Below are 20,876 nucleotides of genomic sequence, written 5' to 3'. Positions count from 1 at the left end.
CAGGAATATCGGCAACAAGATATTTAACAATTCGTTCGTGACCTCTGCAAAACATGCCGCATGGGCGTGATAAAAAAAAGATTAGAGGATGTCCTTCAGGACAAACTTGAATGGGCCAAGGTTTCCGCCGAAGTTGCCGGCACTGATGAGAAGGACGCCGTCAATCTTGGTTGCCGCCTCGATGCCTGCCTTCGTCGCCGCCTTGATGGCCGCTTCGTCGACACCGTCAATGACGATTTCGTAGACTGCCTTTACTCCCTCGGGGACCTTGCTGTCTTCCACCTGGTCACGGATGGTTGGGCAGTATTTCTCGTTGGTCGTTGCAACCATGAATTTGTACTTGTTGCTGCCCACCTTCGAGCCGGATGCAACGACCGGGAAGGAGCAGATGCTGCCTGCCTCTTTTGCAATGGCGTCAACGGCTGCTTCTGCTGCCATGAGTGCCGCGGGGACGCTCTCGCCCATGATGAAGAAGTTGCCGCCTGCAATACCCTTGACAATACCAAATTCTTCTTCGCCGATGTATTCGCCGTTCATGATGGGGATTGCCCAGCAGTTGCGGCCACCTACTTCGATCTTGTGTTCGTAACCGTCGCCGAAGAAGTGGAGTTTGACATCGATGCGTTCCTCAGCTTCCGGCATACCATCGAAGACAGCCGTGGTGGGTGAGGTCAGTACACACTCTGCAAGGCGCTCAACGACCTGCTCCTTGAGCTTCTTCTTGCCGCCGGCAAAGAACATGACTGCAACACCGGGACGTCCGTCAGGAGTCTCGGAGGGGTCGAGAATGCGCTCGATGCCTGCTTCGCAGGGGCATCCGATGGCCGAGGTTGCAAAGCCGGTGGCTTCGGTTGCTGCCTGGATGGCCCACTTTTCGTTGATTGCAGTAATAACGACGCGGCATGCCCAGTTGGGGAATGCTTCTGCGTACTCGTCTTCGATAAGTACTCCGTTTAATTCCATGAATAATACCTCGTTTCAGTAATTCTTTAGGTGAGGTTTCGGGATACTATAAGGTTTCTTTTTTAGGAAGGCGTCTGTCAGGAGGATAACGCAGGACAGTCTTTTCTTCCGGCATGGAATGGGACGACTGCGAAGCTGAAGGTATTTTAAAAAAACTGACAAATTCCCGTATTTTTAGGATTGTGGGATAAAACGAATTTTATGTCCCCCGGCTCCGTGCTAACCATAGCAATAGATTTAAATTTCACAAAATAGAACGTTAATTTAGAGGAGATTGGATTATGGGCGTTTCTACAGATTCAATGAACTCGTACATTTCCCGTGACCTCAAGCGTCAGTTTTCCCCCAAAGAAGGCTGGATGATTGAGAAAACGCCGGACTGTGGTGGTGTTACCTTCCCATATGTCGTGTGGCGCAAGCGTTTTGGCCAGACGAAGCGGTATCCGGTCGAAGTGGTCATCGAACCGTCAGTTTCGGGAAAGAAGGTCGAGGAGTTCGCAACAAAGATAGCAGCAGCAAAGAAGGCAAAAATTGCACTCGAACCGCTGATGCTGTTTGTACCGACAGATGCAGATGTCTCCGCAATTCCGGATGGCATCGTGGTGAAATATCTCAAAGTTCTCAAGGTCGAGGACGGTCAGATTCTCTGGTGGAAGAAGACCCTTCCCGCTGAATAAATCGTGTTGAATGGTGCTCCCGGAAGGGAGCATATATTTTCCCTTGTCTTACCGGTCAGGGGACCGTCCGGATAGCTCCCGTCTCTTCCGTCCGGTATCCGCCGAGATGCTTCAGGCATTCCCGGAACCGCTCCGATGCGATGGTTTTCAGGAGTCCTGCCACCTGCTCGTTTTCTTCAACATCACGTGTGCGACAGACCATCTCATACCGTTCCGTCCCTATGGCTCTGAATGCGAGTCCCAGGGTCTTTGCGGCACTGTACACCCCAATGCCTGCGTCACACTCTCCTGCACTGACGGAGAGAGCTACGGCGAGATGGGTGGTGACCTCGTGATCATACCCGGCAACAGAGACGGGATCGATCCCTTTCTGTCCGAGGAGATGATCGAAGAGGACCCTGGTCCCGGAGCCCCGCTGGCGGTTGATGATGCGGGCAGTGCCCAGGTCTTCAAATCCAAGCCCGTCTCTTGAGATGACTCCCTGTTCTCTCTCTGCAACACAGATCAGCGAGAGCTCCTCATCAGGAAGATAGCGCTTCAGATAAGGGATATTGTACTCGCCGCCTTCCCCGAGGAGATGCATGGGTGCAGTATGGCAGGCTCCCTGTCTGAGTGCGAGAATACCTCCCATGCTCCCGACGTGGGTAGAGTGCATGAGGACGCCGTCTGCGGTCAGATAGTCTGCCAGGTAATCCAGCGCCGGGTCATGGCTGCCGGTGACAAGCAGCGATTCCCCGGCCACCCTGCGGGGGACGCTTAGGAACGCCGATACTTCCTCGCCTGCCATCAATCCTTCCCGTGATGCGGGAATCCGGAGGTAGGCGTTGGCACGGACTGCACTCATCTGGACCCCCGCTCCCCGTGACTGGGGGACGGCTACCCATCGACCATTGACATTTCCTACCGAGAGAAGGACGAACTCGTCGGTTCCGGCCGCCGAATCGAGGGTCGTTGCAAGATGCACCTGCAACTGTTCGGGGGCGGGCGGCTGCAGGCCATACCGGTCCATCATCGGGCGGATGACCTCGCGAAGGATGGTAAATGCGGCGAGCGGGTAGCCGGGCATGCCGATGACCGGTTTGTCCTCGATTTTTCCAATGATGACCGGTTTGGCCGGTTTTATGGCGACACCATGTATCATCAGTTCCCCGAGTTCACCGATGAGGTCGGCGGTATAATCCCGCGTCCCCTTCGATGAACCAGCTGAGATGACAAGCATATCATTTTCCCCGACCCCCCTCATGATGGCATCCCTGATGACCTCCTGATCATCGGGGACGATGCCGTACTGGCGGGGGGTGGCTCCCAGTTCCTGGAGATATGCCGCAGCCATCTGCATATTACTTTCAACAACCTGACCGGGGAGGGGTCTGGTGCCGGGGGGAACGAGTTCACTGCCGGTCGGGATGAGCCCTACATGGAGATCCCTGACCTCGACCTCCGTTATCCCGTACGCCGCAAGGGCTCCTATCTCATGGGCGCGGATGCGGTGGTTCGAGGGAATGACCATCTCGGACTCTGCAATGTCCTCTCCGACGGGGCGGATATGCTGCCATGGTGCTGCCGCCCTTCGGATAACGAAGGTGTCGTCAGCTCCGATCTCCACATCTTCTATCATCACCACTGCGTCATATCCTTCCGGGACGACGTTTCCGGTGTTGAGGCGTACGGCGTCATGGAGAGTGACCGGGCGCTGTTCATGAGCACCGGTGGTGTCGGCACTTCTGACGGCAATGCCGTCCATCGCCGAAAGATGAACGGGGGGGATGGAGGATCGGGCAAAGACCGGAGCGGAGGTAATCCTGCCGGCCGCTGCAGAAAGCGGGACCCTGCTGTACCCCGGCACAAAGGAAAATGAATCTGCAATCGTCTGTTGTGCCTCTTCGAGTGAGACGAGACTGAAATACCGTTTTACCATAAAATGACCTCCACCTCTTCTCCTGTCTCCAGTCCTTCCCTGGACTCCGGGACCCGGACAAGCCCACTACTATAAATGAGCGTATTTGTCAGGCCCGACTTTCCAAAGAGGGGTGTCGCCTCGTCACCTGTGAGGCGGACCCGTACATAGTCTTCCCGTCCCCGTGCAGAGGCAATATTCGTCCTAAGGGTCGCTTTTCGTATGTTCCGGTGGACTCCTGAGCGCGTCATCGCCCCGATTAGTTCGTCCACGAGGGCGATGAGCACGACATACGATGATGCCGGGTGGCCGGGAAGGCCGATGACCGGCGTTGTTCCTATGGTTCCAATGATTGTCGGTTTGCCCGGTGCGAGTGCTATGCCATGAATATGGACTGTCCCCATTTCCTCTATGATGGCAGCGCACATGTCACGCTCACCCTTGGAGCTCCCTCCCGAAATCAGGACAATGTCGCATGATTCGACTGCCCGGGAAATGGCTTCTTCCAGCGCCTCGCGTTCGTCGGGTACGATCCCGAAGATCTCCGGATCTCCGCCGCGTTCCATGACATACCCATGGCAGAGATACGTATTCACATCCCGGATCTCCCCGGGGGCTGGCACCTGATCCACCGGGACGAGCTCGTTGCCGGTGGATATGATGCCCACCTTTGGTCGTCTGACAACGTTCACCGTGTCGTACCCGAGTCCCCCCAGCACACCCAGATCACGCGGTGAGAGACGTCTGCCGGTTTCGAAGACCTCGACGCCCGCACGAAAATCGTCCCCGCTGAGGGTCACATTCTCCCCCTGTGCCACCGCCCGGCGCACCAGGACGTCTCTGCCCATCTCCTCCGAGTATTCAATCATGGCCACAGCATCGGCGCCATGGGGGAGGACTCCTCCCGTGGGGACATACATGCACTCGCCCCGGTTGAGGGGGGGAATGCTGCCCTCCCCCATGCTGATTCTGCCGGTGATGGTCAGTAGTGCGGGAATGGCTTCTCCTGCCCCTGTGGTGTCGGCCGCATATACCGCATACCCGTCAACGACCGATCGGGAAAACCCGGGAATGTCCTCACGGGCGCTGACCGGTGCTGCAAGTATCCGTCCGAGTGCTGCCGGGAGAGGCACCGTCTCACCCGGAAGCCGCGGCGCACAGGTTTGAAGAACCCTTGCAGCCTCTGTCACCGGAACAAGATCAAGAAAGTAATTCATCTGAAACAACCGAGCTGGCAGCCTCTGATTTTGATTTTTGGATCGTGCGTGTTGCAGTATCTGGCGATATCCAGTTTTTTGATATCATATTTCTCACAGATCTCAAATGCCTGCTCGCACCGGATTTCATTTGTGATCCCAAATTCCCTGAATGCATCTTCGATGAGTTGTTTGTCCATGATGTAGTGTGGTCTTCGATTGAAATTAGGTTTACTGATATGTAAAATCAGCGAGCGCTCGTTATTGAAATCCGTTCAAAACGGCTTTTGAGGAGGCGGAAGGGCAGCGCATAAAAAATGTACAGAAATGATTGGTTTTCAGGTGTTTTTCGCATAGAATTCCACAGGTATTCGTGGGGCATTTGGTGGAAATTCCTCTGGTCGAATATATTGCAGATTTGGTGAATATCTGTGGAAAAAAAGCGTATGAATTAACATTTACAATTTAATTTATTCTCATTGTAAATCAATAATTGTCAATATAAACCGAGATTTGCGCTTTTTTTCTCCACATCCAACTTCAATACCTTTATCTATTCTTTTCAACAACTTTTCCTGTAATCGATTTAATCGATGATACTGGTGCGTGAAACCATGGCATTTGCATTGCATATCAACATGGAGCGGTGTACCGGTTGTAACGCATGCGTGGTCGCATGTCCTGTTGATGCACTGGAGCTCTTTACACTGGATCCAGTCACCAACGAAAAAATCTACAAAGTGAAAAATGGCAAGGCCATGATTCTCGATGTTGATAATGAACTCTGCGCCGGTTGCGGTGTATGTGTTGAGGCATGTCCATTCAATGTGATACGGCTGGCAGGACCGTGGGACTCAATTTCCAAATCCCTGGCAGAAGGAATGGAGTGAGGTTTAAACATGGAAACATTCTTCCCGAAATTCTCCAAGAAGCGTGAAGGTGTTAACGTTATTATGGAGCAGAAGCTCCTGAAGAACGTAAACAACCTGATTCTTAATGCACAGACGTGTACCGGATGTGGGATCTGTTCTGAAGCATGTCCGGAGGAAGCAATCAGCCTTGGTCTGGTTGGTGCAGTTATTCGTGGAGCGGTCGACTACGCTGAACCTGTTTACATTGACGAGAAGAAATGCTCGTATTGTGGTGTCTGCGTCGTTATGTGCCCCTTCAATGCACTGACTCTTAAGATCGACGGCGAGGAAGCCCTCCCGATTATTGAGCGTGAAGGATTCCCTGAGTATGATATGGTCACAGCGATCGACCAGGAAAAGTGTGTCCGCTGTACCATATGTGAAGATGTCTGTCCCCGTGACGCAATCGACCGTCAGGTCGCTGTGTACGAAGGGGCAGAAGAGGGCGCGAAGGCACGCCAGACCGCACTTGAGGCAACGACGAAGTTCACCGTCGATGACGAGAAGTGTACGAAGTGCGGTATCTGTGGCGACCTCTGCCCTGCAATCGATGTAAACCGCAAGCCCTTCAGCGCCGAATCCGGCAAGGTTGAGGGAGAAGTGGTCTGGAACGAAGAGCTCTGCGACGGCTGTACGGTCTGTGTCGAGGCATGCCCCGAAGAGGCAATCACCGTTGAGCGCATCGTTTCCTCCGGCAAACTCGATGGCACCGTCTCGATTATGGACGAGAACTGTTGCACCTGCCGCTGGTGTGCAATCAACTGTCCGACCGAGGCAATCACCGTTGAGAAGATCTTTGAAGGTGACATAGAATTCAACGCGGAGAAGTGCCCCTCAGGGTGTTCCACCTGTGTTGAGGTCTGTCCGGCAAACGCAATTTACCTGCCGTCTGCAAAGCCTGCAAAGGAGCTGAAAGGCGAAGTCGAGCCTGTCATTGCCGTCAACAAGGATTTCTGTATCCTCTGTGGTGCATGCGTCAATGCCTGCCCGGGTGAAGATATCATTACCCTCAAGCGCACCGGCATCCGCATCAAAGGCAAGGAAACCGACCTCTTCCTGAAGATTAAGGACAAACTCTGCACGCCGCGTACCTCAAAGGTCAAAGAGGGCGCAGCCGACAAGGTTGAGCTTAAGATGGTTGAAACCGCGTGAGGGAGAAGGATATGGCAACTGAGAAAAATTACGGCAATCCCGAACTGGAAAACAAACTCAGGGACCGGTACTTCTATACGACCGATTCAAACCCTGAATTCCTTGCCGATGTGAAAAAAATCAGCCGCACTATTGCACACATGTGCTACCAGTGTGGTACCTGTACCGGGTCGTGCCCATCCGCACCGAGGAGCTCCTACCGGATTCGTCTCTTCATGCGCCGGGGAGTTCTCGGACTCGAGCAGGAAGCACTGAATGATCCGGACCTCTGGCTCTGTACGACCTGTTATTCGTGTACGGACCGCTGTCCGCGTGACATCGCCCCGACAGATGTTATCATGGCAATGAGGAACCTCGCGTTCAAGTACGATATCGTGCCCCGCAACTTCCTCAAGACCGTGCAGCTCATCTACACCACCGGCCACGGTGTACCGAACAATGATGTCAACAGGGCAGCCCGCGAGAAGCTTGGCCTGACCGCCGACCCGCCCACGACACACAGCTATCCCGAGTTTATGCCGGGTATCCAGAAGATCATGGACCACTACAAGATGAAAGAGAATGCAGACAGGATTCTCGCCGAGGAGGGTCAGTAACATGGCTGGAAATATGCATCAGTACGCGTTCTTCCTTGGCTGTATCGCCCCCAACCGGTACCCCGGATGTGAGGCAGCCGCCATCAAGACCAGTGAAAAGGTCGGCATCGAGCTCCTTCCCCTGAAGGGTGCGGGATGCTGTCCGGCACCTGGTGCGTTCGGAGCAATCGACCTGAACGTCTGGTACGCCCTTGCAGCACGCAACATCGTGCTTGCCGAACAGATGAACATGGACATTGCGCTCATCTGCAACGGATGTTACAAGTCCATCTGGGAAGTCAACCACATTCTCAAGCACAACGACGAACTCCGTGATGGTGTCAATGAGGTTCTCAAGGAAGTCGACATGGAATTCAAGGGTTCCATCGATGTATGGCACCTTGCAGAGCTCTACTATGACGAGAAGATCTGCGGTGCAAAGAAGCTCGCAGCGTCTGTCACCCGTCCCCTGACCGGAACCAAGATTGCAGTCCACTACGGCTGCCACCTGATGAAGCCGGGCAAGGAACGCCACTTCGGCGACACCGAGCACCCCATGTGGATTGACGAACTCGTCGCGGCACTCGGTGCGGAGCCGGTTCAGTATCGCAACAAGATGCAGTGCTGTGGTGCCGGTGGCGGTGTCCGTGGATACGACATTACCCATGCCCTGGACATCACCAACGAGAAGATGATCAATATTCGCGAGGTCGGTGCAGATGCAATCACGGAGGTCTGTCCGTTCTGTCAGCTTCAGTTCGACCGCGGTCAGATTGAGATCGAGGAGAAATTCGGTCAGACGTACAACATTCCGGTTCTCCACTTCAACGAACTCCTCGGCCTTGCCCAGGGCATGAGCCCGCAGGAGCTTGCACTTGACCTGCACGGAATCGACTGCAAACCATTCCTGGAGAAGATCCTTTGAAAGAGGTGTGATGAATGGCTGAAGCAAAAGAAGAACCAAGAATTGGTGTATTCATCTGTCACTGCGGTACGAACATCGCAGGTTCTCTCTCTATTGAGGAGGTCATGGAATACGCAAAGACCCTTCCCGGCGTCATCGTTGCGGATGAATACCAGTATATGTGTTCCACCCCCGGACAGAAGAAGATCGTCGAGGCAATTGCAGAACACAACCTCAACGGCATCGTCGTTGCGGCCTGTTCCCCGCGTCTCCACGAGCCGACCTTCCGTACGGCAACCCAGGAGGGTGGCCTGAACAAGTTCCGGTTCGAGATGGCAAACATCCGTGACCAGAACTCATGGGTTCACATGCACGACTGGGAAGGTGCAACCGCAAAGGCAAAGGACCAGGTCCGGATTGCCGTTGCAAAGGCCCGCATGCTTGAGGACCTTATTCCCAAGAGTGTACCTGTCGAACACTCCGCACTCGTCCTCGGTGGCGGTGTCGGTGGTATGCAGGCAGCACTTGACCTTGCAGGTGCGGGAATCAAGACGTATCTCATCGAGAAGTCCCCCTCAATTGGTGGACGCATGTCCCAGCTTGACAAGACCTTCCCGACACTTGACTGTTCACAGTGTATCCTGACCCCGAAGATGGTGGATGTCGGACGCCACCCCAACATTGAACTCTATACGTACGCGGAAGTTGAGAATGTTGAGGGGTACATCGGTAACTTCACGGTCACCATCCGGAAGAAGGCACGCGGTGTTCTCTCTCCTGATGAGGCGGAAGCACGCGGCATTATCGGTGGCGGCTGTAATGGCTGTGGTGACTGTGCAGAAGTATGTCCTGTCATCAAGCCGAACCCGTTCGAGTTCGGGATGGCCCCCAGAAAGGCAATCTACATCTATCACCCGCAGGTCATGCCCCTGCAGTTTACCGTTGACTTCGACTCCTGTGTGAAGTGCGGTCTTTGTGTCGAGGCATGCGGTGAAGAGAAGAAAGCCATCGACCTCGATATGGTCGACACCTTCGAGGAGGTCAAGGTCGGTACCTGTATCCTTGCAATCGGATATGATCTCATTCCGATCGAGGAGAAAACCGAGTGGGGATACAAGCGGTATGACAACGTCATCACCGGTCTTGAGTTCGAGCGCCTGATCTGTGCATCCGGACCTACCGGCGGCAAGCTGATTCGTCCGTCCGACGGTCAGATCCCGAAGAAGGTAGGATTCGTCCTCTGTGCAGGATCCCGTGACAACACCGGCGGTGTGGCAAAGCCGTACTGTTCCCGGTTCTGTTGTATGTACTCGCTCAAGCACGCCCACCAGATCATGGAGAAGATACCCGGCGCAGTGCCGTACATTTTCTACATGGACATCCGGTCGTTCGGCAAGATGTACGAGGAGTTCTACTACCGTATCCAGAATGAGGGTGCAAAGTTCATCCGCGGCCGTGTGGCCAACATTCTCGAAGACCCGAGCACGAAGAACCTGACCGTCTTTACCGAAGACACCCTCCTCGGCAGGCCACTCAGCCTTGAGATGGACATGGTCGTCCTCGCAGCGGCAATCCAGCCCAAGCCCGAGGCAGAGCGTATCCGTCAGATGTTCGGTGTCTCCAAGTCGCAGGACGGATGGCTCCTTGAGGCCCACCCGAAACTCAACCCGTGCGGCACCACGACTGCAGGTATCTACCTTGCCGGTGTCTGCCAGGGTCCGAAGGATATTCCCGACACGGTTGCACAGGCAGAAGGTGCGGCATCCGCAGCATCCATCCCCATTCACACCGGAGAAGTCCAGCTCGAGCCGTATTTCGCCATATGCATGGATGATCTCTGCGCAGGCTGTGGAATGTGTGTCCCGCAGTGCCCGTATGGTGCACTTGCCCTCGTTGAGAAGAACGGTCGCCAGGTCATGGAAGTGACCGAAGCGAAGTGCAAGGGCTGTGGAACCTGTGGAGGATTCTGTCCGGGTGGCGCAATCAAGATGCAGCACTTCACCTCTCCGCAGATCTGTGCTCAGATTGATGCATTCCTTCTTGAAGGAGGCGAACAGTAATGGCTGACGAGAACTGGAATCCGAAAATTATCGCAATCATCTGCAACTGGTGTTCCTATGCCGGGGCTGACCTGGCCGGTGGTGCCCGTATTCAGTACCCTCCCGACATCCGCGCTATCCGTGTGATGTGTACCGGACGTGTGGACCCGCTCTTTATCATGAAGGCGTTCCAGGACGGTGCCGATGGCATGCTCATCTCGGGATGTCACTTTGGTGACTGCCACTACCTTGAGGGCAACTACAAGTGCGCCAAGCGTATGTTCCTCGTGAAAAACGTCCTCAAAAACATTGGTCTCAACGACAAGCGTCTCCGCATGACTTTCGTTTCTGCATCCGAGGGTGCAAAATGGGGTATGGTCATGGAAGACGTTGTCAAAACGGTCAAAGAACTCGGCCCCAGCCCATTGTCGGAGTACCAGAAGTAATCCCGAAATTGGAGATGAGGTTGTGCCAGAAATAGAGATTAACCTGATTTCAGGTCGTACGATTGACCAGGGCGTCAGTATGGAGAATGGCAAGGAAAAACTTGCCTACCGTAACGCCTGTGGTATAATCGAGCTCGATGACGAGGAGTTCAAAAAACTCGGTGCATACCGGAATACGAACGTCCGCGTCACGAGCGAATATGGGAGCGTCATCGTCAAGGCGATCCAGGCGACCCAGGGTCCACACCCTGGCCTCGGCTGGATCCCGATGGGACCCTGGGCGAATGCGGTTGTCGACCCCAACACCTACTCCACCGGTATGCCTACATTCAAGGGCACACCCGTGAAGGTTGAGGTTGCATCCGATGAGCCCGTCCTTGATGCGATTGCGCTCATTACGCAGGAGTGCTTATAGGCAGGTGGGAAATTTGGCTAAAATTGTAACAGACGTCGTATGCCCGTTCTGTGGTACGCTCTGTGATGACCTTGAGGTCGCACTTGATGACAGTGGCGAAAAGATCCTTGAGGTCTATAACGCATGCGCAATCGGTGCGACGAAGTTCCTCCACTCACAGGCAGAAGACCGTCTTACCCGGCCACGAATGAAGCAGGAAGACGGCTCCTGGAAAGATGTAACCTATGATGAGGCAGTAGAATATACCGCGAAGATGCTCGTCGATGCGAAAAAGCCGCTTATGTACGGCTGGTCCTCAACGAGCTGCAGTGCGCAGTCCATCGGTTCCGAACTCGGTGAAGAGGTCGGTGCCTGCATGGATAACACCGCAACAGTGTGCCACGGTTCAACCCTGATTGCTGTCCAGGACGTTGGTGTCCCCTCGGCAACTCTCGGTGAAATTGCAAACCGTGCAGACCGTGTGGTCTTCTGGGGCTGCAATCCGGCACATGCACATCCGCGTCACATGTCGCGCTATTCGATCTTCCCCCGTGGTTTCTTCACCGGCAAGGGATCGAAGTCGAGAAAGATGGTCGTCGTCGACCCGCGCAAGACGGACACCGCCAAGATGGCGGACATCCACCTTCAGCTTGAGCAGGGCCGCGACTACGAACTTCTCAGTGCAATCCGTATCGCCATCCGTGGTGAGAAACTCCCGGAGACCGTTGCAGGCATTCCGGCAAAGACGATCAAAGAAGTTGCCGACACGCTTAAGTCCGGCAGGTTTTCGGTCATCTTCTTCGGTATGGGTGTAACTCACTCGCTTGGAAAGAATCACAACATCGACATCGCCATCGCGGTCACCCGTGACCTGAATGACTACACAAAGGCAGCCATCATTCCGATGCGTGGCCACTACAACGTCACAGGGTCCGGTCAGGTCTGGGGATGGCAGTTCGGATACCCGTTCTGTCTTGACCTGAGCCGTGGATTCCCCCGGTACAATCCGGGTGACTCGTCCTCGAATGATCTCCTCATTCGTGATGAGGTCGATGCGGTCTTTACGCTTGGCAGTGATCCGGGTGCACACTTCCCGGTCGGCTCGGTCAAAAAGATCGCACAGCTTCCGTCGGTCTGTATCGATCCGCACATCACCCCGACGTCCGCCGTCTCGAAACTTCACGTTCCCGTGGCGTTTGTCGGTGTTGAGGTGGGAGGTTGTGCATATCGTATGGACAATGTCCCGATTGAGACAAGGAAGGTTGTCGAACCGCCCGAGGGTATGCTCACGGATGAAGAGTTCCTTGCAAAGGTTCTCGACCGTGTAAAGAAGATTAAGGGGGTCGCGTAAGCATGGCAGATTATATTATCAGAAATGGTTTTGTCTTCGACCCGATCCTTGGCATCAATGGCGACATCATGGATGTCGCTGTCAAAGACGGCAAGATCGTCGATGCCGGCGATGTCACGAAGGCAACCGAGATCGATGCATCCGGTATGACCGTCATGGCTGCCGGTGTGGATGTCCACGCCCATGTTGCAGGCCCCAAGGTCAACGTCGGACGGAATTTCCGTCCGGAAGACAAGCTCTTCAGCTGCTCTCCGCGTTCCGGTATCAAGAGGATGGAAGCAGGATTTTCCGTCCCGACCACGATCCGGACCGGGTACCTGTATGCACGGATGGGATTCGGCTTCTCGATGGAAGCTGCAATGCCTCCGCTGTATGCACGCCACACGCACGAAGAGATCGTCGACACCCCGATCATCGATCAGGGCGCACTTCCGGTGTTCGGGAACAACTGGTTTGTTCTTGAATACATCAAGGAGAATGAAGTAGAGAACACCGCAGCATACATCGCATGGCTTCTGGCACAGACCAAGGGCTATGGTGTGAAGTGTGTGAACCCCGGTGGCACCGAGTCATGGGGATGGGGTATGAACTGTGAGACGGTCGACGATGTCGTCCCGTACTTCGATGTTACCCCGCGGCAGATCGTCGACGGCCTCATTGCCGCAAACGAGATGCTCGGACTTCCGCACTGTATGCATGTCCACGGCAACTCCCTCGGAGAGCCCGGCAACTACGGTGTTACCCTTGATACGCTCAAGATCGCAGAAGGGCACAAGCCCAACAACGAGTTCGGTCGTGAGTCGGTTCTCCACCACACTCACCTGCAGTTCCACTGCTATGGTGGTGAGAGCTATGCCTCCAAGTCTTTCGAGTCCAAGTCAAAGGAAGTCATGGAATACGTCAACTCGACGGACAACATCACCTTCGACCTTGGTGTCGTGACGCTTGACGAGACGACCACGATGACCGCGGACGGTCCGTTCGAGTTCCACCTCTCCCACATGAACAACCTCAAGTGGGCAAACACCGATGTGGAGCTTGAGACCGCTGCCGGCGTTGTGCCGTTCATCTACAACCCGAAGACGTTCATCGCCGGTGCCCAGTGGGCAATCGGTCTTGAACTCGGACTGTTGATCAAGGACCCGATGAAAGCCTACATCACGACCGATGCACCCAATGCAGGTCCGCTGATGCGCTACCCGCGTGTCTACAAGTGGCTCATGTCGGCGAAGGCCCGTGATGACATGCTTGACAATGTCCTGAAGTACGGCGATTCGGTCCGCGAACGGTGTTATATCGGCGAACTTGACCGTGAGATATCCCTCTACGAACTTGCAATGATGACCCGTGCAGGTCCCGCGAAGACGCTCGGTCTTTCGCACATGTTTGGTTCACTCAAGGCAGGTCTCGAGGGAGATGTCGTGGTCTACCCGTACAACCCCGAATCCGACACCGACGACCCCGAGAAGATCGAGTACGCATTCGGCAACTGTAACACCCTTCTTAAGGGTGGCGAACTCATCGTCAAGGACGGCGAAGTGGTCTCGAACGGCAAGCAGAAGCGTACCTTCTGGGTTAACGCCAAGACCAACGAGAACCCTGTTGTCGAACGTGACATCTCGGAGAAGTTCAAGCGGTACTACACTGTTACCCAGAACAACTACGCGGTTGAGGGTCACCACTATGTCCCGAACCCGTATGTCATTGAGGTTGATGCAACGAAGTGAGGTGGATTTGAATGGCAAAGATTACACTTACAGCTACCAAAACCCCCGAACTCAGGCTTGAGGCAGAGAACATCTCACCCGATATCTTTGCAGGAAAGTCTGTTGCTGAAATTGCACAGCTCCATGTCTTTGTGGGTAAGGAAAGCCAGAAGCTCGGTGACTACTTTGAGGTTGCCGGGGAGTCCGGCAGCACCGCTGCGAACACCACGATCGTCATCAACGGCGACGTCAGCCGTGTCAAATACATTGGCATGAAGATGACCGATGGTGAGGTCATCATCAACGGCGACGCTGACATGTACGTCGGTGCCTGGATGAGCGGCGGTAAAATCACTGCCAATGGCAGCGTGGATGCATTCTCCGGTCTTGGTATGACCGGCGGTGAACTCACTGTCAAAGGCAATGCAGGCAACTACCTTGGAGCTGCGTACCGCGGCGACTGGCGCGGTATGCAGGGCGGCATCATCCGTGTATCAGGCAACGCAGGCAGCGATATTGGTACATTCATGCGGGGCGGGACCATCATCATCGGCGGCAATGTTGATGTCCACGTCGGTACCCACATGGAGGGCGGCACCATAATCGTCAAAGGCGATGCGAAGTCACGCGTTGGCGGCCAGATGGTCAAGGGAGAAATTTACGTATTCGGCGATATCGAAGTTATGATGCCAGGTTTCCAGTACCGGAAAGATGTCGATATCGAAGTAGATGGTACCGAAGGATCGTTTGCCCTGTATGAGGGTGACATCGGCGAGCGTCACGGTAAGAAGAAGGGCGAAACCATCTACGGCCAGCTCTATATGAAATACTAACCCTCTTTTTTTCTCATCCTTCGTATTCAGGGACTGTCCGGAAGAACCGGTGGTTTTGGAAAACCGGCATTTTCTTCTTGAATGGAATAAAACCATTTCGCACCAGACGATTGAGCCGGGGGCAAAATGACAGAAGGGGGAATGGTGTACGACCGATGCATCACGCGAGCATAGACGGCTCATCATTATTTCCGTTATTCTTGGCTGCATCGTCGGTTTCGGGACCCTGATATTTTTCTGGGGCATGGCCGTTGCAGTGGATTTCTTCATGAATACCGTCGTCGGCATCAATCTGCCCTCTCCCGGTCAGAGTTTCGAGAGCATGGCAGGTTGGGAGGCCCCGGACAGCATTCTTCTTCTCCTGCCGGTAATCACCCTCGGGGGCCTTGTATCAGGCTATCTTGTATGGCGGTTCTGTCCGGAGGCAGAAGGAGCGGGAACCGATGCGGCCATCAGCAGTTATCATAACGAAGGCCGTATCCGCTGGCGTGTACCGTTCATTAAGGGCATCAGTTCTATTCTTATCATCGCGACAGGGGGAAGCGGAGGGCGTCTCGGACCGGTCGGCCAGATATCGGCGGGATTTGGCTCCATGGTGGCCGATATGTTCGGGCTTACCGAAAAAGAACGGCGCATCATCATTGCCGCAGGATTTGGAGCAGGAATTGCAACAATCTTCAAGGCTCCGCTCGGAGGTGCCGTACTTTGTGGCGAGATCCTGTACCGGCACGACTTCGAATCCGAGGTGCTCATCCCGGCGTTCCTCTCATCCATTGTCGGTTATTCAATATTCGGGTATTTTGTCGGATATATGCCAATCTTTGCGACTGCTGAGATGTACTGGACATATGCCCAGATTCCGTTCTTCCTCATTGCCGGCCTCGTAACCGGTCTGATGGGGCTTCTCTATATAAGGACCTATATCGCATCCCGCGTTTCTTTCAGCGGATTTATCGAGTCAAGCGGGCTTCCTCCATATTTAAAGCCCGCGGCAGGTGCTTTTCTCGTGGGCGTGCTTGTTATTGCTCTCAGTCTCCTCTCACCTGAGACCTTTCTGGCAGGCATTGCAAGTCTCGGGACGGGGTATGGCGCCCTGCAGATGATTATCTATGCAATGATTCCGCTCTCCGTTCTTCTCCTCCTCCCTTTCATGAAGATCGTCACCACTTCGCTTACCATAGGGTCCGGGGGGAGCGGAGGAGTCTTTGCTCCGGCACTTGTCATCGGTGCCGCAACCGGTGGGGCACTCGGGACTCTCCTGCATATCCTTCTGCCGGCGTATGTCCCGGCAGCGTCCATACCCGCATTTGCCGTGGTGGGCATGATATCCCTTTTTGGCGGCATTTCCCATGCCCCTGTGGCAGTGCTCATCATGATTGTCGAAATGACCGGTAATCTCTCCCTTTTTGTGCCTGCAATGGCCGCTGTGGCTGTATCCTCGATAGTGACCTGGGATTCGTCCATCTTTCTGGCTCAGGTGGAAGACCGTGCACATTCTCCTGCACATCGTGGGGATTACCGGATCGATATTCTCCAGGAAATCGGGGTGGCCGGTGCAATGATCACCGGGGATGCGGTGATTACGGTGACCGGGGATATGGAGACGAACGAGGTGCTGGAGATCATTGAACGTACCGGGCATACCGGATATCCGGTCATCGAGGAGGGTCGACTGGTGGGGATAATAACCATAGGGGATCTCCGGGGCGGAACGGCCCCTGACAACCGCTCCCTGACAGTGCGTGACTGCATGACGACTCCGTTGATTACCCTTTCCACCGCCGATACCCTCGAAGATGCGGTTCTTCTGATGACGGGAAAAGACATGCATCACATCCCTGTTGTATTTTCCAACGAGAAGGACAGGCTTGCAGGATTTCTCACTTCAACGGATATTATGCGTGCATATGCGAAGGCCCTGCAGCTGGATACGGGTGCCTCCTGAGCAGTGGTTTGGGGCTGTGGAGCCCCTAATTCCTGATTAGGGGCCTGAAATGCAACTCAATTGTTCATTTTGGACACTGGTCCTCCGAACAATGTGCCGCAGTCTCTATTATGATCAAGGTCATAAATGGTGACCAATGAAACTGGTCACAGAAGGTATAGACGCACTTCCCGGCGTCATTGTTGAAGAAGGGGCCCGGAGCTACACTGTCCGACTGAGAGTCCCGGCAGGGGTCATCACCCCCGGGCAGATTAAGAAGGTGGCCGACCTTGCTCAGGAATTCGGGACCGATATGCTGCATCTGACTACACGCCAGACGATCGAGATACCTCATGTCACCGAAGAGAACGTTGCGCCTCTGCAGATCGCTCTCGAGGAGAATGGTACGCCCATTGGTGCAGAGCATGAGACCGTCGTCAATATCACCGCCTGTCCCGGGAATGAGCGATGCCGTCTTGCGAATGTCGATTCGCTCTCTCTTGCCATGGATGTCGACAAGAAATATTTTGGCCGTGATATGCCGGTAAAGACAAGGATCGGTATTTCTGCGTGCCCGAACGCGTGTGTTAGCGAACGACTCTGTGAGGTGGGTGTGACAGGACTTCTCAAGCCGGTACGGCACCCGGAAAAGTGCACCGGCTGTGGCACGTGTGTAGAATACTGCAAGGAGGATGCCCTTGAGGTCGTCAACGGTGTCATCATTCTGAATAATGACCGGTGTATACGCTGCGGGTCCTGTGTCCATACCTGTCCGTATGACGTCATCACCGCGGGTGAACCGTGGTACCAGATTACATTCGGGGGAAAGAGGGGACGCCATCCCAAGCTTGGGCACCATATCATCACCGTATCGGGGGTGGAGACGGCATCAAAGGTAATCGACATTCTGATGTACAGAATTTACCGGCATGCGGTGAGTGGTCTCCTCCTCGGCGACCAGTTGGATGATGCATATCTCAGCATAATCCTCTCGGAAATTGAGAAAAAAATTCCTCCGGAAAATATTGTGTCCGAGTGGTGAAAGGCCCCGTTTCATCTCATTTTTACCGGAGGGGTAAGAGTCCGGATTTTGTTCTCATGTATGTTCCTTTCGATTTGCTTTTTTAGCCCCATGCGCTTGCAATACGGCGTTTAATCGATAATTATGGAGCGCATTGATTTATTGAGAAAACCCCGTCCCGGAGTTATACATAGTGCTACGCGGAACGAATATTCGTATTACAACCTGTATAAAAAGCCTGATTTGAGCTTTTTCTCGAATTATAGGTGAAAAATGGGATTTATTCAAATCGGATTATACGCCAAGTTTTTAGCAATCCTTATATCCTTCGATAAGGAATATCCTCTTGTCCCATGCGGGGACGTGCAGTAGTTACCCTCATCGATATCCGGTCAGGTTCGCCTGACGTTGTTCAGTAAATGTAATGCATTGCACTAATGGGTAATTGGAGGAAAATAAATGGCAAAATATTCCGACACAATCGATCTCTATTCGGATGACGGAAAGCTGCTGAAGAGCGATGTCGTGCTTGACAAGATCAGCCCGCTCGTGAACCCGGCAACCATGAAGATCATCGACCTCACCAAGAGGTCCATCGCAGTCAACCTCGGTGGAATCGAGGCTGGCCTGAAGTCCGGCAAGCTCGGCAAGGGCAAGATCCTCGGCCGTGAGCTCGACCTTCCGATCATGGCAAACAAGGACGCCATCGTCGGCTCAATCAAGGAGATGCTCGACATCGAGGGCGGCGAGACCGTCGTCAACGAGTTCAAGGGCGGAAACCTTCTCCTCATTGAGGTCCCGAAGGCACGTCTCGAGGCAGCATCCACCTACGATGCAGCTATCACGTCAGTTGCAGCAGCAACCACCTACGCAATTGTTGACCAGTTCAACATCGATGCATTCAATGCATCCACCGTCAAGGCCGCATGCTGGGGCGGATACCCGCACACCATGGACATGCCCGGAGCAGGCGTCTCCTCAGTGCTTTCCATCCCCCAGAACAACGAAGGTCTTGGTTTCGCACTCCGTAACATCGGTGTCAACCACGTGGTCATGATGACCCAGCGCAATGCAATGCAGGGTGCAACCCTCGCAGCCACGCTCGAGACTGCCGGTGAGTTCGAGATGGGCGGTGCAATCGGCCCGTTCGAGCGCCACATGCTCCTGCAGTACGCATACCAGGGTCTGAATGCAAACAACCTCGTCTACGACCTCGTCAAGGAGAACGGTCAGACCGGTACCATCGGTACTGTCGTCCAGTCGCTTGTCGAGCGTGCAATCGCTGACAAGGTCATCGTGCCCGGCAAGAAGGGCGGGTACTTCCAGTTCTACGACACGAAGGACCCCATGATGTGGAACGCATACGCAGCAGCCGGTACCATGGCAGCTACCATGGTCAACTGTGGTGCAGGACGTTTCGCACAGGCAGTCTCCTCGACTCTCCTGTACTTCAACGACCTGCTTGAGCACGAGACCGGTCTCCCCGGCACCGACTTCGGTCGTGTCATGGGTACTGCCGTCGGTTTCTCGTTCTTCAGCCACTCCATCTATGGTGGCGGTGGTCCCGGTATCTTCAACGGTAACCACGTCGTGACGCGCCACGCAAACGGCTGTGCAATTCCGTGTGTGGTAGCAGCCTGTGCACTCGATGCAGGAACCCAGATGTTCACTCCTGAGGGCACCTCTGCCATCATGGGCGAGACCTACGGACAGATTGACGTGTTCAGCAAGCCGATCCAGCAGATCGCCAACGGCGTCTGAATTGAGATTCGATCCGAATGACTGAAGCAGATTACCCTCAGTGCAGAATCGTCCCGCTTCGCATGCTTAAGCCGGAGTCCTCCGAGAAGCTTCTCAATCTTATTGTGAAGGTTCCCGGAATCCGCCGCATGATGATAAACGGCCCAAGTCTTCCCCGGACAGTACCATACGGTCCGGCCCGGGGAAAACCGAACCCCAATACCAACCGTAGAGTGATCACAGTCGGTACGTCCGACTTTGAACTCCAGGTGCAGGTGGGTTCGATCACGATGGAAGTCGAGGACGATAGTGTTATTGAGGAAATCCGAGCCCTTTGTGACGCCTTTTTTGAAGAGAAAAAATTCCCGTATCAACTTCAGAGCGGGAGAAAATTCATGAAAACTCAGGCGACTACCGCTGATTACGCGAAGTATGGTCCGCATGCGGACCCCGCAGTGATTGGGCTCACGGACCCACGGAAGAAAGAAGGTCCGATCATTATACAGGGAAGATAACGCATGCCGATTGGACGTGTAACCCAGGTTGTTGACTGTCGCGAATCCATGGGGATGGGGAAAGGCGGTGGCCTTGCCCAGCGTGGCACTATTTCAGAGTGCCGCCATCCGGATGTGATCGTCGTCGGGATGTCACCCGGGCGCAGACACGTTACCAAGCCGGTGTGTGACATTACCTCTGCCCTTCGCAGGGAAGGAGTGGAATTTTCGGTGAGCACACTTGTGCTCAATGCCGGAAGCGGCGTACCCGCCGACGCTCCGAAGATTGCCGGTTCCGTGCTGGGAGCGTATTTCGGCCTCTCGGCAAAGGAAGTGTCCCAGATTGAACAGCATAAAGTTGCAATTCTCCATCACGGGAATGTGCGTTCCCATGTCGTCGAGAAGGTCAGGTTCATTCTGGCGCAGGCGGATGTGAAGGCAGTGGTTGTCTCACAGGCACCGATCGATTACGAGGACCTCGCAAAGGTCGGTGTAAAGACAGCGTATGTGATGCCCCCTGAGGGCGCTATCCGCACCAAAGGTACGGTTGTTGCCATCGTCGGCGGTGTCACGCGTGGTCAGACCCCTCCACGGGAGAAACTCTCTGAAGTCATTCAGGCTGTAATGAAAGAGATGAAAAAATCTAATTGAGG

General features: G+C 54.4%; 20 protein-coding genes. 16 read left to right on the top strand and 4 right to left on the bottom strand.

Annotated features, from left to right (window positions below; genetic code table 11):
* Positions 1-81: 81 nt before the first annotated feature.
* Positions 82-963: a formylmethanofuran--tetrahydromethanopterin N-formyltransferase gene (gene fhcD / locus AZH53_RS06825; RefSeq protein ID WP_319642764.1), complete on the bottom strand. Its 882-nt coding sequence runs from the start codon at positions 961-963 to the stop codon at positions 82-84.
* A gap of 281 nt (positions 964-1,244) precedes the next feature.
* Here fhcD and AZH53_RS06820 point away from each other — a divergent pair, with 281 nt between their 5' ends.
* Positions 1,245-1,640, top strand: a complete 396-nt coding sequence (locus tag AZH53_RS06820) for a hypothetical protein (protein ID WP_319642763.1) — start codon at positions 1,245-1,247, stop codon at positions 1,638-1,640.
* A 55-nt stretch (positions 1,641-1,695) separates the two neighbouring features.
* Here AZH53_RS06820 and AZH53_RS06815 read toward each other — a convergent pair whose 3' ends face one another.
* From AZH53_RS06815 to AZH53_RS06805, 3 genes are read right to left on the bottom strand one after another with little or no spacing between them, the layout of a single operon-like run.
* Positions 1,696-3,558 carry a molybdopterin biosynthesis protein gene (locus tag AZH53_RS06815; protein WP_319642762.1) on the bottom strand — a complete coding sequence of 621 codons (1,863 nt, stop codon included), beginning with the start codon at positions 3,556-3,558 and terminating at the stop codon, positions 1,696-1,698.
* Complete coding sequence (locus AZH53_RS06810; protein ID WP_319642761.1) at positions 3,552-4,754, bottom strand: molybdopterin molybdotransferase MoeA; 1,203 nt, start codon at positions 4,752-4,754, stop codon at positions 3,552-3,554. The genes AZH53_RS06815 and AZH53_RS06810 overlap by 7 nt, the downstream gene beginning before the upstream one ends.
* Entirely contained in the window at positions 4,751-4,933 is a 183-nt protein-coding gene (locus AZH53_RS06805) for a hypothetical protein (protein ID WP_319642760.1), read from the bottom strand. The genes AZH53_RS06810 and AZH53_RS06805 overlap by 4 nt, the downstream gene beginning before the upstream one ends.
* A gap of 414 nt (positions 4,934-5,347) precedes the next feature.
* On the opposite strand from AZH53_RS06805, the gene AZH53_RS06800 reads away from it, so the two are divergent.
* The 15 genes from AZH53_RS06800 to mcrC all read left to right on the top strand — a co-directional run bounded on the left by AZH53_RS06800 (position 5,348) and on the right by mcrC (position 20,874).
* The gene (locus AZH53_RS06800; protein ID WP_319642759.1) at positions 5,348-5,623 is read left to right on the top strand and encodes an indolepyruvate ferredoxin oxidoreductase subunit alpha; all 276 of its coding nucleotides are present in this window, start codon (positions 5,348-5,350) and stop codon (positions 5,621-5,623) included.
* A gap of 9 nt (positions 5,624-5,632) precedes the next feature.
* A complete protein-coding gene (locus AZH53_RS06795; protein WP_319642758.1) occupies positions 5,633-6,796 on the top strand; it encodes a 4Fe-4S binding protein in 1,164 nt (387 codons plus the stop codon).
* 11 nt (positions 6,797-6,807) lie between these two features.
* Complete coding sequence (gene hdrC, locus AZH53_RS06790) at positions 6,808-7,392, top strand: CoB--CoM heterodisulfide reductase subunit C (protein WP_319642757.1); 585 nt, start codon at positions 6,808-6,810, stop codon at positions 7,390-7,392.
* A gap of 1 nt (position 7,393) precedes the next feature.
* Positions 7,394-8,296, top strand: coding sequence for a CoB--CoM heterodisulfide reductase subunit B (gene hdrB, locus AZH53_RS06785; protein ID WP_319642756.1), 903 nt, complete (start codon positions 7,394-7,396; stop codon positions 8,294-8,296).
* Positions 8,297-8,310: 14 nt separating this feature from the next.
* Positions 8,311-10,335: a CoB--CoM heterodisulfide reductase iron-sulfur subunit A family protein gene (locus tag AZH53_RS06780; RefSeq protein ID WP_319642755.1), complete on the top strand. Its 2,025-nt coding sequence runs from the start codon at positions 8,311-8,313 to the stop codon at positions 10,333-10,335.
* Positions 10,335-10,760, top strand: a complete 426-nt coding sequence (locus AZH53_RS06775) for a hydrogenase iron-sulfur subunit (RefSeq protein ID WP_319642754.1) — start codon at positions 10,335-10,337, stop codon at positions 10,758-10,760. The genes AZH53_RS06780 and AZH53_RS06775 overlap by 1 nt, the downstream gene beginning before the upstream one ends.
* Positions 10,761-10,782: 22 nt before the next feature.
* Entirely contained in the window at positions 10,783-11,175 is a 393-nt protein-coding gene (locus AZH53_RS06770) for a molybdopterin dinucleotide binding domain-containing protein (RefSeq protein ID WP_319642753.1), read from the top strand.
* Between the two features lie 13 nt (positions 11,176-11,188).
* A complete protein-coding gene (locus AZH53_RS06765) occupies positions 11,189-12,505 on the top strand; it encodes a formylmethanofuran dehydrogenase subunit B (protein WP_319642752.1) in 1,317 nt (438 codons plus the stop codon).
* A gap of 2 nt (positions 12,506-12,507) precedes the next feature.
* Positions 12,508-14,232 (top strand): formylmethanofuran dehydrogenase subunit A, encoded by a 1,725-nt coding sequence (locus tag AZH53_RS06760; protein WP_319642751.1) that lies wholly within the window; start codon positions 12,508-12,510, stop codon positions 14,230-14,232.
* Positions 14,233-14,243: 11 nt separating this feature from the next.
* Positions 14,244-15,044, top strand: a complete 801-nt coding sequence (locus AZH53_RS06755) for a formylmethanofuran dehydrogenase subunit C (protein ID WP_319642750.1) — start codon at positions 14,244-14,246, stop codon at positions 15,042-15,044.
* A gap of 244 nt (positions 15,045-15,288) precedes the next feature.
* Positions 15,289-16,989 (top strand): chloride channel protein, encoded by a 1,701-nt coding sequence (locus AZH53_RS06750; protein WP_319642749.1) that lies wholly within the window; start codon positions 15,289-15,291, stop codon positions 16,987-16,989.
* A 136-nt stretch (positions 16,990-17,125) separates the two neighbouring features.
* The gene (locus tag AZH53_RS06745; RefSeq protein WP_319642748.1) at positions 17,126-18,010 is read left to right on the top strand and encodes a 4Fe-4S binding protein; all 885 of its coding nucleotides are present in this window, start codon (positions 17,126-17,128) and stop codon (positions 18,008-18,010) included.
* 438 nt (positions 18,011-18,448) lie between these two features.
* Entirely contained in the window at positions 18,449-19,750 is a 1,302-nt protein-coding gene (mcrB, locus tag AZH53_RS06740; RefSeq protein ID WP_319642747.1) for a coenzyme-B sulfoethylthiotransferase subunit beta, read from the top strand.
* A gap of 17 nt (positions 19,751-19,767) precedes the next feature.
* Complete coding sequence (gene mcrD, locus AZH53_RS06735) at positions 19,768-20,244, top strand: methyl-coenzyme M reductase operon protein D (RefSeq protein WP_319642746.1); 477 nt, start codon at positions 19,768-19,770, stop codon at positions 20,242-20,244.
* A gap of 3 nt (positions 20,245-20,247) precedes the next feature.
* Entirely contained in the window at positions 20,248-20,874 is a 627-nt protein-coding gene (mcrC, locus tag AZH53_RS06730; protein WP_319642745.1) for a methyl-coenzyme M reductase I operon protein C, read from the top strand.
* Positions 20,875-20,876: the final 2 nt, after the last annotated feature.

The organism is Methanovulcanius yangii, from assembly GCF_018687785.1.
GTDB classification, from domain to species: Archaea; Halobacteriota; Methanomicrobia; order Methanomicrobiales; family Methanomicrobiaceae; genus Methanovulcanius; species Methanovulcanius yangii.
This window is presented reverse-complemented; position numbering and strand designations above follow the sequence as displayed.